13 protein-coding genes are annotated in these 15125 nt (G+C 52.2%); 5 read left to right on the top strand and 8 right to left on the bottom strand.

From position 1 onward, the window contains the following. Positions 1-21: 21 nt before the first annotated feature. A complete protein-coding gene (locus QEP11_RS12965; RefSeq protein WP_284337074.1) occupies positions 22-1008 on the top strand; it encodes a thymidylate synthase in 987 nt (328 codons plus the stop codon). A gap of 307 nt (positions 1009-1315) precedes the next feature. On the opposite strand, the gene tssH is transcribed toward QEP11_RS12965, so the two are convergent. The 8 genes from tssH to QEP11_RS12925 all read right to left on the bottom strand — a co-directional run bounded on the left by tssH (position 1316) and on the right by QEP11_RS12925 (position 10812). Further along, on the bottom strand, positions 1316-3955 hold the full coding sequence (gene tssH, locus QEP11_RS12960) for a type VI secretion system ATPase TssH (protein ID WP_284337073.1): 2640 nt from the start codon (positions 3953-3955) through the stop codon (positions 1316-1318). A 200-nt stretch (positions 3956-4155) separates the two neighbouring features. After that, positions 4156-5232 (bottom strand): type VI secretion system baseplate subunit TssG, encoded by a 1077-nt coding sequence (gene tssG, locus QEP11_RS12955; protein WP_284337072.1) that lies wholly within the window; start codon positions 5230-5232, stop codon positions 4156-4158. Next, positions 5196-7031, bottom strand: a complete 1836-nt coding sequence (gene tssF, locus QEP11_RS12950) for a type VI secretion system baseplate subunit TssF (RefSeq protein ID WP_284337071.1) — start codon at positions 7029-7031, stop codon at positions 5196-5198. Before tssF ends, tssG begins: the two co-directional genes overlap by 37 nt. A 29-nt stretch (positions 7032-7060) precedes the next feature. After that, on the bottom strand, positions 7061-7555 hold the full coding sequence (tssE, locus tag QEP11_RS12945; RefSeq protein ID WP_284337070.1) for a type VI secretion system baseplate subunit TssE: 495 nt from the start codon (positions 7553-7555) through the stop codon (positions 7061-7063). A 96-nt stretch (positions 7556-7651) separates the two neighbouring features. After that, positions 7652-8155, bottom strand: coding sequence for an Hcp family type VI secretion system effector (locus QEP11_RS12940; protein WP_284337069.1), 504 nt, complete (start codon positions 8153-8155; stop codon positions 7652-7654). Between the two features lie 116 nt (positions 8156-8271). After that, positions 8272-9759, bottom strand: coding sequence for a type VI secretion system contractile sheath large subunit (gene tssC, locus QEP11_RS12935; protein ID WP_284337068.1), 1488 nt, complete (start codon positions 9757-9759; stop codon positions 8272-8274). Positions 9760-9768: 9 nt separating this feature from the next. After that, on the bottom strand, positions 9769-10281 hold the full coding sequence (gene tssB, locus QEP11_RS12930; protein WP_284337067.1) for a type VI secretion system contractile sheath small subunit: 513 nt from the start codon (positions 10279-10281) through the stop codon (positions 9769-9771). 60 nt (positions 10282-10341) lie between these two features. Then, a complete protein-coding gene (locus QEP11_RS12925; RefSeq protein ID WP_284337066.1) occupies positions 10342-10812 on the bottom strand; it encodes a tetratricopeptide repeat protein in 471 nt (156 codons plus the stop codon). A 663-nt stretch (positions 10813-11475) separates the two neighbouring features. On the opposite strand from QEP11_RS12925, the gene tssJ reads away from it, so the two are divergent. The 4 genes from tssJ to QEP11_RS12905 form a co-directional block, all read left to right on the top strand. Further along, on the top strand, positions 11476-12102 hold the full coding sequence (gene tssJ / locus QEP11_RS12920) for a type VI secretion system lipoprotein TssJ (protein WP_284337065.1): 627 nt from the start codon (positions 11476-11478) through the stop codon (positions 12100-12102). 28 nt (positions 12103-12130) lie between these two features. Further along, positions 12131-13486 carry a type VI secretion system baseplate subunit TssK gene (gene tssK, locus QEP11_RS12915; protein ID WP_284337064.1) on the top strand — a complete coding sequence of 452 codons (1356 nt, stop codon included), beginning with the start codon at positions 12131-12133 and terminating at the stop codon, positions 13484-13486. Beyond that, the gene (icmH, locus tag QEP11_RS12910) at positions 13483-14271 is read left to right on the top strand and encodes a type IVB secretion system protein IcmH/DotU (RefSeq protein WP_284337063.1); all 789 of its coding nucleotides are present in this window, start codon (positions 13483-13485) and stop codon (positions 14269-14271) included. Before tssK ends, icmH begins: the two co-directional genes overlap by 4 nt. Before the next feature lie 17 nt (positions 14272-14288). Continuing rightward, positions 14289-15125 (top strand): type VI secretion system Vgr family protein (locus QEP11_RS12905; protein WP_284337062.1); only part of this gene is annotated, 837 nt, incomplete at its 3' end.

Raw genomic sequence — 15125 nt, 5'->3', positions numbered from 1 at the left:
CTCAATTTGTCACATTGGCCCATGAAACAGTATCTTGACCTCGTACAGAACATCTTTGACAACGGCAGTTGGCAAGACAACCGCACGGGCGTACGCACCCTCAGCATCCCGGGTGCAATGCTTCGATTTGACTTGCAGGAAGGTTTTCCTGCCATCACTACGAAGAAGCTGGCGTTCAAGTCTGTCATGGGCGAATTGGCCGGGTTTCTGCGTGCATCGCGCAGCGCTGCAGATTTTCGTGCACTAGGTTGCAAGGTATGGGACCAGAACGCAAACGAAAATGCGCAATGGTTGGCCAACCCTTACAGGCTGCGGGAAGATGATCTGGGTCCTGTATACGGGGTTCAGTGGCGTGAGTGGCCTGCATACAAGCTCATTGACCCCGCGCAACCTCAAGGCCATGCCCAGATTGCAGACGCCATCACACGCGGCTTTCAACAAATCGGCATTCTGGAAGGAGCCGATGGAAGACCGTCTGGCATGCTGTTGTACAAAGCCGTTGACCAGCTCCGCCAATGTCTTGACACCATCATCAAAGATCCGGGCAGCCGCCGTATTCTCTTTCACGGCTGGAACTGGGCTCAGCTTGATGAGATGGCACTGCCTCCATGTCATCTTCTCTACCAATTCCTCGTCAACAAAGAGAAGAAAGAAATCTCGCTTTGCTTATATCTTCGATCCAACGATGTGGGGCTTGGCACACCCTTCAATGTGGCAGAAGGAGCTGCGCTGCTGCATCTTGTCGGGCGCTTGACAGGCTACAAACCGAGATGGTTCACCTACTTCATCGGTGACGCACATATCTATGAAAACCACGTCGACATGCTCAAGGAGCAACTGACGCGCGAGCCCTACCCCTTGCCTCAGCTCGTCCTTTCAGATCGCATTCCTGACTATGCGCTCACCGGTAAATATGAGCCTGAATGGTTGGAAAAAATGGAGCCTTCTGACTTTGCGCTTGAGGGGTATCAACACCACCCCCACATCTCTGCCCCTATGGCTGTCTAAAAGGCGTCGAGCACCAGCCGCATGGGCTGGGTGATACCAGTCAGAAACTGTACTGGCAGCTGGGAAAGTTCAGGCGGTCACCAGTACACAGCGCCGCCTGCATACCACGAGACATTGCCAAACAGATTTACCCGCAACGCAATGTCCCGAGAAGAGAGGAAGCGACAGGCCCTTTGCACTGTCAGCAACTGCATGCAGACGGTGCGCGCCTTCGCTCCCTATTTTTATTACTCATTACCAAGACCAAGCGCTGCCCAGCTCCTGGTTTCTCAAGGTAATAAGGCATCCGTATCCCAGCTCAAAGCCTTTACTCCACCTTGTATTTGAAGTCGCCGCCCTTGCTTGCAGTCACTTTAACGCGAGCAATCGCTTGGCCATCCACCATGCGATCAAGCACAGCGCCAGCTACTGCGGGTAGCAAGGTGCCGTTAATGATGTGATCGACATTGCGGGCACCAGAATCCACCTCGGTGCAACGGGCCAAGATGGTGTCCACAACAGCCTCTGTCCACTCAAAACGTGCGCTGTGGCTGCTTTGCACACGATCGCGAATACGGCCAAGCTTGAGCTTGATGATGCCTTCAAGCACATCATCACTGATGGGGTAATACGGAACGACTTTCATTCGCCCCAAAAACGCTGGCTTGAAATGCTTGAAGAGCACCGGCCTCAGAGTTTCAACCAGAGCATCAGGCTCAGGCAGCTCCTGCGCTGGCTTGTTCAGACAGGTCTGCATGATCTGCGTTGAGCCCACATTGGAAGTCAGGATGATGAGCGTGTTCCGGAAATCAATGGAACGGCCTTCTGCGTCATCCATTTCCCCTTTGTCAAAGACTTGGAAAAACATTTCCAGCACATCAGGGTGTGCTTTTTCCACCTCGTCCAGCAACACCACGCTATAGGGATTACGGCGGACAGCCTCTGTTAGGACGCCGCCTTCGCCATAGCCGACATAACCAGGGGGTGAGCCCTTTAGGCCAGAGACACTGTGTGCCTCCTGGTACTCACTCATATTGATGGTGACAAGCTTCTTTTCTCCGCCATACAAGATATCGGCCAGCGCCAATGCGGTCTCCGTTTTACCCACTCCCGAAGGACCCACAAACATGAAGACGCCACGTGGCTTGTTAGGGTCTTCCAACCTTGCACTGGCAGTACGTACACGCTGAGCTACTGCTTCAAGTGCATGATCTTGGCCAATGACTCTTTCTGCCAGCAGCGGGGCCAGTCCACGCACAGTTCTGATTTCGTCTTTGACCATGCGCCCCAAAGGAATGCCTGTCCAAGAAGAAACAATTTCAGCCACCACATGGCCATCAACCTGCAACGGCACGATGCCACTTTCGCCTTGAAGTGTGCGCAATTGCTGCAAAGCCTCGTGCAACTCCGACCTATCTTGGCTGGTCGTGGGGGCGGACTGTGCCATTGCCGCACGCAAGGTCTGAATGCGCTGAACCAGCACTTGTTCACTTGCCAGGCGGCTTTCATCCTGCGCCAATTGATCTTGTGCAAGCTGCAATCGTTGCGTCAATTCATCCAGCCGCTGAACAGACTTAAGAGTTTCTCCGGCACGCTGCATATCGGCTTGCAACGCCTGAATTTCTTGCTGCAGACGGCTCATCAATTTCCGGCCATCATCTATCTGCGCTGGCGTTGCACTTTGCCCCAATGCCACACGGGCACATGCAGTATCCAACACGCTCACCGCCTTGTCTGGCAACTGGCGTCCAGTGATGTAGCGGTTGGACAACCTCACGGCCTCTGTCACTGCCTCGTCCATCACAGTGATCCCAAAGTGCTTGGACATCAATGACACCATGCCGCGCAGCATGGCTGCCGCCAGCTCTTCGCTTGGCTCATCGACTTTGACAACTTGAAAGCGCCTCGCCAGAGCAACATCTTTTTCAAAATACTTTTTGTACTCCGCCCAAGTCGTTGCGGCAATCGTTCTCAACTCACCGCGCGCCAAAGGTGGTTTCAGCAAATTTGCTGCATCACTTTGCCCAGCAGCTCCGCCTGCACCAATCATGGTATGTGCTTCATCGATGAACAAAATAATGGGTGTCGGGCTCTTTTTGACTTCATCAATCACACCCTTGAGTCGATTTTCAAACTCTCCTTTCACGCTAGCACCGGCCTGCAGCAATCCCAGGTCAAGTACGCGCAATGACACATTACGCAGTGGCTCTGGCACATCCCCTGCAACAATACGAAGTGCGAGGCCTTCAACCACTGCCGTCTTACCCACTCCAGCTTCGCCGGTAAGGATGGGATTGTTCTGTCTTCGGCGCATCAACACATCAATCATTTGGCGGATCTCCGGGTCCCGCCCAATCACTGGGTCAAGCTTGCCATCGCGCGCATGCGCTGTAAGGTCGTTGGTATATTGATCCAGCGCTGGCGTATGCACAGCAGACGCTGTATCCACGACTCCAGAGCTCACTGGTGAATCCACATGACTCGCATCTTGGACTTCACTTGAACCGCGCGTGAGCTCATGAAACCGATGCTTGAGATCCTCTTTGCTAATCTGGGCAAATCGCGTAGAGCCACGTAGCGCCAATTGGGCCAGATCAGACTCCGTCAACAATGCCAGCAACAAATGGCCCGAACGTATCTGCGCTGCACCTTCATCAAGTGATGCCAGAAGCCACGCATGCTGAAGCAACTTTTGCAGGTATTGAGAAAACACTGGTGTACGCGTATTCCCATTCTTGAATCCTGCCAACTCATGTTCCAGGTCAGCTCGCAACCCACTGGCACTGACACCAGAAGACTTGAGGATGGTTGCAAAATCACTATCAGCATGCTCGAGCAAAGCAAGGAACAAGTGCTCGAGATCCACCTCGTAATGTCCTTGCGCCATACAAATATTAGCGGCACGTTGTGTTGCAAGGCGAGAAACGCCGTTCAGCTTGGTAATCAGGGTCTTTAACGATGTGGTCATAGGTATGCGAAGTCATCTAATCATGGGAAACTGGCTGGAACAAAGCACTTGTCTTGTCAAAGGCATGAGACAAACTGACTTGCACAACCCGGGTGTTTCTTTTGCTTATCGCTCCGAGAAAAAATCACTGCCTGGCATTGCATTCGCCTGTCCTTTCATTACATATCTGCTGCAAGCACGGCACTGTTTATCTGTACGGCTCATGCCAGCAGTTCCAACTCATACATGGCATCGCTACGATCGACAGCGCTACCAGCTTCATCACACAAAAAGCAATTCCAACCGAGGCGTGCATCGCCTTGCGCCGTCAACAAAACCGGGCCAATTGCCTTCCGATCAAGAATCAGGCGCACCTCATACTCATAGGTCACACCTGCCAACGCTTTAAGCATCCGGGACAACGCACGCGCATGGGACTGTCCTAGATAAAAAGCATCAAAAGCACGCCTGTCCAAAGGACCAACCCACAACCGCAGCCGCAAATCGCGCTGCCAAACACTTTGCCCAACCAAAGCTGTGTGTCCGAGCACTGCATTGGTTGAGCCCAGAGATGTGCACTGATGCGCAGGAACTTGGTACCACTTGCCCACGAACTGCTCGATTCGGATAGGGCAATCAAAATGCTCACACAAAACCCGCTGCAAATAAGCTGCTGATAAAGGGCGTTGCCTTGTCGCTTCCGCATAAAGCCCCAAGGTCTCATCAAACACACCATCGCTTGCATAAGGCTGTGCTGAATCTTCGAGCTTTCGCCCTCCACCGCCTAACCAAATCAGTGCCTGAAGGTAATCACGTCGTTGCTGCTGCTCATCGCCTATAGCAAGCCGATATTTACGCCAGGCCCGATAAAAATGGTGCACGGCTCGCTGAACAAAAATATCCAGAAATGCCGTGGCCACGCGCTGCTTGCTTTCTTGCTGGCGCCGCAATAGCTGCTCTGTATAAGCAGAAGGCAATGCCCCATGGGCGCCAAGCAGGCTAAAAAAGGCAGGTGTAATCTGAACATGGCCGATACGGACGTTGTGCCAATCCGTTTGCGCATCCAGCCTTTTCCCCTGTTCGTCATAGATCAGCAATGCCTCAATCTCACTAGGGGGGAAACTCAAAGATGTGGAATTGGAAAAGCTGATCTTGTCTGCCAGATCACGCGCCGACACTCCCTGGCGCTTCAACAACTTCTCCAGCAACACCAGCGCCTGGAAAAACTCAAAGCGATAGAACTGCTTGTGCAGCCGTTGCGCTACAGAAGCGTGGAGTCGCCGCTGCGAGGTTTGCATCGCGCCAATTCCTTTTCTTCTTGCTGGGCCGAAAGCACGACCAACTGCGTAAAACTATTTAAGTTGACGTAAAGCCCGAAAAAGCGATCCAGCACCGCCACAAATACCTGCAAGCTACTGCCGACGAATCGTGATTCATCAATGCGCAAAATCACCTCGATGCCACGTACAAAGGTGGCAAAAGGTTGTCCCGGCAACCACTGCAGGCTCTGCCTATGCGCGATATCAACCAGGCTTTCAATTTGCTGAATGGAGACAGACGATCGCCTCCAGTCATACAGATACAGTAGCTCACGCAACGCCGAAGCATCTCCATCAACCAAAGACTGGTGGCTCAACGCAAGGTGCGAAACCAAGCGCCAATGCATACTCTTTCCGCGCTGCTGCCTCAAGGTGGCCGTTGGTCGACGCAACAACTTGATGCGGCCGGACTGGGAGTTGCCCTCTAAAAATAGATCGCCGTCAGACTGACCAAATGACAAAATCGTCGGTAAATCCCGATTGGTGCAAGTCACCATCAAACTGAGTGTTTCACTCTGAAAATCCATCGCATTGAAGTCTGCGTCAAACAGGGAGATCTCCGTCTCATAGCCCGGGCTGCGCCCGGCCACCTCGGTATTGCGTCGTGACAGCCAGTAATGCGCATCACGCTGTGGCGTCTGACCGTGCTTGAGTGAGTAAAACGGCTGAAACTGCACCACACAATCGCCCTGCACGGTCTGACGAACCAACTGGACACTGTCAATGCTGTAGACCTCAAAAGCGGAGGCACTGCGACCATCCACCACCACCGGATAGGCGCTAGTGGTATGCGACAAGCGAATAGGATCGCCAGGCCTCTCGAAAAGGTTAACCACCGGTGTACAGCCCGTCTGGAAATGCTTCGCAGAAGTTTCTTGCAACATTTCGGATGCATGAGAACCAACACGCAAGCCTTGCAGAGCCAAGTGCAGCGTCACAACCTTACCACTGGGCAGGCAACGGCGCAGTGCCGCAATATCGATGTCAAAAAAATAGAACTTTTCAGGAAATGCGAAATGCTCTGCCAGCAGGCCCAACGCGGGATGGCTGCGACTTGACTGGGGCACTAGCAATTCATCTTCACCAAAGCCTACGGGACGCAATGGCACATGCTCCAGTTCACTCCACCGACCACTGGCGTCTGCCTCAACATAAGCAGCACAAATATTGCCTAGCAATGCGTCCATAAGCAAAGACGCCATGGATGTCTCTGCATCCACAAAGACGCGCAAACTATCCTGCTTGGCCACTGTCCAACTGCTCTCACCGGCACCAATGGTCAAGGAAAGGCATGAAGTCGCATGTCTGGGCAAAACTACATTACCTGCCCCTACAGCAAGCGGCTGGAAGCGGGCATGTGTCACCTTCAACGACGACAGTACGACGTCATACGCTGTACGAAATCGGCAAGGCACACCTTGAACCGCATGCGAAAGCAACTCAGTGTGTCGAGGCACCAACGAGGGCTGACTCGCACTCACATCAGGTGGTAGTCCAAACTGCGCAATGGAACAACTTGGAAAAGGTTTTAAGTACTGTGGATACAGTGCATCGAGCAATGCTTCCGTAAACTCTGGATAGTCATCATCAAGTTTCTTGCTGATACGGGCACTCAGCAAGGCAAACGACTGAATCAACCTCTCGACATGCGGATCCTCACTCCCATCTTGCGATAGTGTGAGACGAGCTGCGATCTTCGGGTAATTGGCTGCGAAGACTTGTGATTGCTTGCGCAAGAACGCCAGTTCACGTTCATAAAAAGGCAACAGGTCTTGCATCTAAAAATGAGGTATTAATTGCCTGTGCTTCAATGGCCTGCAGGCTTAGGTTTAGGCCTAGCCTTGGAAACCGAATACTGGAGAGTGGTTGGCTGCAACATGGCATCAAAGTTGACCGGTTCGCGCATTCCAGGCAGCTGCAACAAGGCAGAGATGTTGAAGCACAAAACACTGCTTACTGCGCTTTTCGTACCAACCAAAGAAACCTCTACCTGGCACAAACGAGTCTCATGACGAGCGATAGCGTTTTGCAAGGACTTGCAAATGTTGATGCGGTCGTAATAGTTGGCCAGACTCATACCCGCAAAATCTGCGACTCCATACGTCAGAATCGATAACCGACATTGCGGGTACAGCTCAAAGTCGTCCTCCCCCAAGCTAATCCGGCTGTTGAGCAAAGACTCCAGATCTCGAGCCACTACGACTTTCATCTCCTCTACCGACATCCTCCTAAGGACTGCTGAAGGTGAGTTCACTTCATCAACAAAAAGCTTATCGAATAGTCCGGGTTCGAAACCATTCATGTTCGCAACATCCCTGCCATAAAAAAACCTGGGACTTCAATGCAGCAACGACAGCACTTGACTGGTCTGGCTGCACTGACCCCAGGTTGTAGCGATTTAGACTGTGTAAGTCTTATCGTTTTTAGTGAGACTCCATGCGCCCTTGGAGTTACCGCTTTGGTTACCACCGATTTTCTGCTGTGTGTAAGTCCACTGCACAGCCGCATACTTCAGCGAGAAGTCCTCGGTAGGTACGCCTTCCGTCTTCACCAAGGGGGTCACACTGGCGATCAAGACATACTTGAGTTTGATGTCCAGATAGCGTACGCGCTTGCCTTCACCGTCAGCACGGTAGAACTCGATAGCAACCTCGTCAAACGTGGTACCACCGGAAGCGTGCTGATAAAGCAAAGGACTGACAACGTCCAAAGCCTTTGTGAAGACCATTTCACCATGCTCACAACGTTCGGCGGTGTGACCACCAGAGGTCGAAGCCGTGGCAGATCGAGGCTGCACAATCTTGTGTGACCACGAATCGACTTCAATCCAGTCCTTGTGGTCCTTGTCCTGCGATTCCCCATTGATATTGGGGCCACTGAACTTAACGTAGATGTCCTTCATGCATATCTCCTAATCAACAAAAAAACAAACAAACGCTCGAGGAAAGGCAGGGTCCATGAGTGGAACTTGCCGGGGAAAAAGGCCACGCGCACTTACGCGCAAATAGCAACCGAGAATCAGCCAGCTGCCTTTGGCAGATCAGCTACGAGTCGCAAGGAAATCGACAATTCGTCAAGCTGGAAGTGGGGACGCAGGAATGCAACGGAGCGATAGACACCAGGTTTTCCTGGCACCTCCATGACCTGAATAGATGCCTCACGCAAAGGCAATTGCGCTTTTTGCTCCTGGGTTGCGTTGTCGTCTAGCAGAACGTATTGAGAAACCCATCTATTGAGAAAGCTCTCCACGTTCTGGGCAGAAGCAAAGCTACCGATCTTGTCGCGCATCATTGCTTTCAAATAGTGAGCAACACGCGAGACTGAGAAGATGTATTGCAACTGGGCAGACAGCACCGCATTGGCGTTTGCACTGTCCGTGTTGTATTTCTTGGGCTTCTGCACAGATTGCGCGCCAAAAAATGCCGCGTAGTCTGTGTTCTTGCAATGAACCAGCGGAATAAAACCAAGATCGCTGAGCTCCTTTTCCCGGCGGTCAGTAATAGCTATCTCTGTCGGGCACTTCAGAGCCACTTCCCCTTGATCGGTCTTGAAGGTATGTGTAGGTAGATCCTCAACCAAGCCCCCACCTTCCACACCACGGATTGCCGCACACCAACCAAAATCGTCAAATGCAGCGGTCAAACGCGTGGCAAACGCCCAAGCAGCATTGCACCAGAGGTATTTGGAATGGTCTGTGCCATCAACGTCTTCCACGAAGTTGAAGCTATCCACCACAGTCCCTTGCTTGGGATCGTATGGCAACCGCCCCAAGTAACGCGGGAGAGTCAGGCCCACATAGCGCGAGTCCTCAGATTCCCGGAATGACTTCCACTTTGTGTATTCAACCGTATCAAGCACCTTCGCCATATCACGAGGACGCCCCAGGTCGGCAAAGCTTTCCAAGCCCAATAATTCAGGCGAAGCAGAAGAAATAAACGGAGCATGGCAAGCCGCGGCAACGTGCGACATCTGCTCCAAGAAGTACATATCCTCTGGCTGGCGCGTGATCTCGTAATCACCAATCAATGTTCCAAAAGGCGCTCCACCAAATGTGCCGAACTCCTCTTCGTAGACTTTTTTGAACATCGCGCTTTGGTCAAACTCGATGGCTGATTTGAAGTCTCGAACCAGATCACGCTTGGTAGCATGCATCACACGGATTTTGAGCATGGCACCGGTATTGGACTCCTTGCACAGATAGTCCAACCCTCTCCATGTGCTTTCCATTTTCTGGAATTCAGGTGCATGCATGACAGCGCTGAGCTGATCAGAAATGAGTTGATCAAGCTCTGCAACACGTGCATCAAGGGTCGCCGATAAGTTGTCGGACACCAGCACATTGCCATCAAGCACCTGTGCCACTAACTCACTCACAATATCCCGGGCACGTGCATGCTCTGCATCAGATTTGGCAACTTTACTTTGCTCGACAATCTGATCGAGCATATCGATTTCTGCGACGGACTCCACCTGAGGCTGAGCGGCTGCAACAGTCTGGTTGCTCATAATTTTTCCTCACTCACCTTGCTTCTTGGAAGAACTCAGCGTCTGCAACGCCTCTGTATTGCTCAAGACATCAGCCAAAAGCTCTTCAAGCTTGTCATTACCCGCCAACTTATTACGAAGATCCGCCAGCTTGGAGCGAGCCTCGAGCAGCTTGCGCAAAGGCTCAACCTGTGACACCACCGCTTCAGGCGAAAAATCGTCCATGGAGTTGAAAGACAGATCCACAGCTATGGATCCACCCAACGACTCATCAAGCTTGTTCTGGACCTTGAACGCAACGCGAGGTGCAATTCCTTTCATCACATCATCAATGTTGTCTCTATCAATGTTGACGAAGTTGCGCTCTTTAAGCTTGGGCAAATCTTTTTCGGACTGCCCCGCCAAGTCGGCCACTACCCCCACCACAAAAGGCAACTCCTTCTTCTCAATCGCGTCACCCAGCTCAACGTCGTAAGTCAGTTGCACCCGAGGGGGGCGAACTTTTTGCAGTCGCTTTTGAATGCTTTGTTTTTTAGTTGCCATATAGATCTCTTCAAGAATGCAGGCTTACCCTAGTTAGACCGTCAGTTGCAAAACATGCAATTACTGCAAGTTGCCAAACGGATTACCAGTAGGCTTTGGCGCAGCAGCTGGCTGAGGTTTTGGAGCAGCAGGTGCACGTTGAACTGGGCTACGGCGAACAGGTGCTTTCTTCTTGGCTGGCTCCAATACGGGCTGCCCCAAGGTCTCGCGCAACATCAGTGCAAGTTTCACAGCGTCTGTCTTGGCATCTCCGGCCAGTTCAGCGTCATTGCGCAACTCTTCCAATGAGCGAACAGCCAGTCTCAGTCCCCCAACCGCAGTCACGCTCTTTGCTTCGCGATTGGCAGGATCACGTCGCAGCGTCTCCTCAGCAGCGACGATGGCCTGGCTGTAGTGGCCTTGTTCAAAATGAATCTGAGCGACCTTTGCCCATGGTGCGCCCTGTGTTGGGTTATCAGCCGCAATTTTTTCGTAGGCCAGAATGGCCGCGTCACGCTTGCCGGTCGTCATCAACTCATCTGCATCGGACATCCTCTGTGCATAAATCTGGTCTGCCGAATTGGATCCATCAATGGATGTCGTTGCACAGCCACTCAAAAGACCAGCACAAAGCAAGACTGGAGCTACGCAGGAAATTTTCAGCTTCAACATAAATTTAATCTCACCACTTACCAAATAAAAGAACGCTTGCTATCTTGATTTGCGCTGAAAAAAAATAATCAACCATTCAGCAAGAATCGCCTTTCAAATTAAAGAAAGAAATTCGGCGCAGATTAAATACTTGATTAAACATCAGCAGCTCAAGCGTGAACAGGAAGGAATCTAACATATGAGACTCTCTTCTTTTGTTGCAATACATTCACAAAAAAACATATAGAAACAATATTTAGACAAAATAATTGCCCAGCATCAAAAATATTTAACCTTGATTAACAAATAAATTCAGTCTAAATCCCTTACATATTGTTAATTTAATTTAGCAAGCATCCAAGAAAGCCAATATGGCAGGCTCTCTGTGTCGAAATTGACTGAAATCAAGATTTTTGCACCGTTATATTTCAATGAAATTAGAAAAAATTGATCTATCCCAATATAAGGATCCAGCAGAAGCAATAGATAGCCGGAAGCACTGGAGTGCTTTATAAAATCGATTAATTCAAAAGTGCGATTTGCCGCGGCGACTAAATACAAACCATGAAAAAAACAGCACACTTGTTAACAATTGCTTCCATCTCCACTGCCTTGCTCACAGGTTGCTCGACCCCTGTAGCGGCTGTTGGGAGTGCTGCACTAAAGATCATGGGCATCGCCCAAACCGAAGTCCCGGAGGAACAGAAGCCCCCGCGCCCTATACCGCTACAGATACAGGCGGGCAACAACCTCAACTCCGATGAAAAACAAAGAGCACAGGCTGTTGTTGTACGCATCTATCACCTCAAAGACGCCAACGCCTTCTGGCTTGCTCCTTATGACGCCTTCATTCAACCTGACAAAGATCGTGAATTACTTGCAAATAATTTGGTAGCAGTGGAAGAGGTCACACTGTCTCCTGGCCAAAGCTACGATGTGATAACAAAAGTTCCACGACAGGCAAAATACGTTGGCATCGTCACTCTTTTTTATTCACCGTCACCGCAGCGTTGGCGAATTATTTTTGATGCGGAGAAATCAGAGAAGACTGGAATATTAGTCGGCATTCATTCTTGTGCGATGACTGCAACCCGCGGTAGCATCCAGGCTTCGCAATCTCCAAATCAAAAATTGCAGGCCAACACAGACTGGAAAAGCCTTCTTTCAGTCAAATGTCCTTCAACCTCGTGAAATATTTCACAGCGTAATTTTTCCAAACGTGAGCTACACATCAAAAATTCTTTGGGGAGAAGGCCTTTTTTTGCGCCCCCAACATTTTCAGAGACAAGACGCATATCACGAGTCTCGTCTACACCATACGGCGCTTTCTCTACACCCATATTATCGAGGCGTGCGCTCGATTTCCTTTGATCTTGATGCGCTTGCAAGCGGCATGCTGCGCGCCACGCAGCTGTCCGTCATTTTCCCGGATGGCGAGCCATATTCTGCGCCAGGAGCCGACAGGCTCCCACCTGCAATTGCGCTGGAATCTCTGCCTCCCGATCAGGCTGAATTCACCTTCTATCTCGCCCTCCCTCCCACCAAAGAACTTGGTAACAACAGCAGCGGACAACGCGCAAGCCCAAACGAAACGGCCATGACGCGCTATTTCAATGAGCCGACGAACTGCAGCGACCTCTTCACCAATGCCATCAATGCTGAAGTCATCTACCTTCGCAAAAACGTACGTCTGATTGCAGATAGCGAGCCTCGCGACCAACTCATAACGCTACCCGTTGTACGAATCCGGCGCAGCACCTCCGGTGGCTTCGAATTTGACACCTCCTTTGTTCCTCCCACTGCATCGATTGAAGCCAGTCCGGTGATCTACCAGCAATTGCGAAGACTGCTTGACATGCTGCAGGCTAAAGTCAATTCGCTTTATGGCTATCACCGAGAGCCGAGCAAGAACATCATCGAGTTCCGCTCAGGAGACATAGCGTCGTTCTGGTTGCTACACACCGCCAATGCAGCATTTGCTTCACTCTCACACCTGTTTCGCCAGCCTGCGCTGCATCCGGAGCGCCTCTTCCAAGAGCTGCTGTCACTGGCAGGAAGCTTGATGACCTTCACCAAGGCACACACCTTGGCCGACCTTCCCACTTACGACCATGACAACCCTGGGCCCGGTTTTGCTGCGCTCGACGTGCTCCTGCGCGACCTGCTGGACACAGTGATTTCGACACGCTATTTCGCTATCACCCTGACCGAAACGCGCCGCTCCTTTCATGTGGGCCATTTGGACTCCGGAAAAATCGACAGCAAGACAGCGTTCTATCTCAGTGCCAAAGCAAGCATGCCAAGTGCTGAATTGCTGGAGGCCATCCCGATGCGCCTCAAGCTGGGTGCGCCAGATGACGTCGACAAACTCGTACTTTCGGCCATGCCAGGGGTCCGACTGAGCTACGCGCCACAAGTACCGCCAGCCATCCCAGTTCAGCCTGGAGCTTGCTACTTCTTGCTTGACGCCCGCAGCCCGCTTTACGAACGCATGCTTCAAGCACAAAGCGTGGCCATCTACACGCCAAACGGTATTCCTGATCTCCAGATCGAACTCATTGCTGTTACATCATGAACACCAAAGCACCACCCTCACTCATTGCAGGACTGCCCCCAGGGCTAGCACCATCACGATCAGGAGAGTCTCGTCAAGGCCCCACCAGCTTGCTTGACCTGCTTTATGACGGGCTTGTGATGCTGTTCTTGCTCAAGAACAAGAACACGCCTGCACAAGCAGACGCTTTTTTTCAAGAAATACAGCGCTACTTGAGTGATTTTGAACGCAATGCGCGCAAAGCAGGTGTCAGCGCCGAAGAGATATACGCAGCAAAATACGCGTTCTGTGCGAGTGTTGACGAGTTCATACTGACCAACCCAGAGGCACCCATACATGCTGACTGGGAGCGTCGCCCACTACAGTTGGCATTGTTTGGCGAGCAGCTAGCCGGAGAAAATTTCTTCAACCTGCTGGAAGAACAGCGCACGCTTGGAGCGCCACGCGTCCAAGCCATGGAAGTCTTCCATATGTGCCTCCTGCTTGGCTTTCAAGGCAAGTACATGCTTGATGGTCAGGAAAAACTCGCCTACCTCAGCGCACGCCTGGGCGATGAAATCACCAGCATCAAGGGTCAGCGTGCACCTTTCGCCCCACATTGGCAGCTACCTGATCTGATTTCCCACGCTCTCAAACGCGAAGCACCTCAATGGGTGGTTGCAGCCGTGTTTTCGCTGATTGGCCTCGCCACCTTCGTTGGCTTGTCAACGCACCTTGGCACTACCTCACGTGACACGCTTTCTACCTACCAGAACATCATCCAGCTTGGCCCCCGGCAGGCCAACCTGACGATCACCCTTCCCTAGCCTGATTCAGATCGCCCATGCCCAGCATCACCGAGACCTTATGGAGCCACAGCAACCTTAGCGCCACACTGCCCCGCCAGCACGCTCGATTGCTGCAGCTGCAGCTGCCTGATGGTGCACAAGCTCCGGCTCTGGTTGTCGAGCGCATGAGTGGTCGCGAAGGCATCAATGCACTGTTTGCATTCGAGATTGACACCCTGTGCGCCGATGCAGGTTTTGACCCGGGCACCCTCATTGGCCAGGAGCTGACACTGCGCGTGCTTAAAGCCGATGGCAGCTATCGGGCCTGGCACGGCATGCTGACAGGTTGCGATGCCCTGGGCGGCGACGGCGGCCTTGCCTGCCACCGGCTGTATCTGAGGCCCTGGCTTGCGGCACTTGCGCAGCGCCGTGACAGCTATGTCTGGGGTCAGCAAACGCTGCCAGACATCCTGGCGGACATTTTTGCCGATTACCCCAACGCCTGCTTTCAGATACAGGCCCAGCAAGCCTTCAAGCCCTATCCCACACGCGTGCAGTACCACGAGAGCGACCTTGACTTCGTGCTGCGCCTGCTGGCCGATGAAGGCCTGAGCTTGCGCTTTGAACACGAGCAGGAGCAGGCAAGCACAGGCGATGCGCCACAAGCCCCCTCTCGCCACCGGCTGGTCATTTTTGATGCGCGCAATGAGCTGCCCAGCTATGCACACAGCCCCATCCGCTTTCACCGCATCGATGCCACAGAAAGCAGCGACAGCATCAGCCACCTGGAGGCACAGCGCCAAGCAATTGCCTCCAGCATCAGCGTAGCCTCGTGGAACCACGCCCGCTTGCATGCCCCCAGCGCGCAAGTGCGCTCGGTGCTGGAGCTCGGT

The organism is Comamonas halotolerans, assembly GCF_030162935.1.
Lineage (GTDB): Bacteria > Pseudomonadota > Gammaproteobacteria > Burkholderiales > Burkholderiaceae_C > Comamonas > Comamonas halotolerans.
This window is presented reverse-complemented; position numbering and strand designations above follow the sequence as displayed.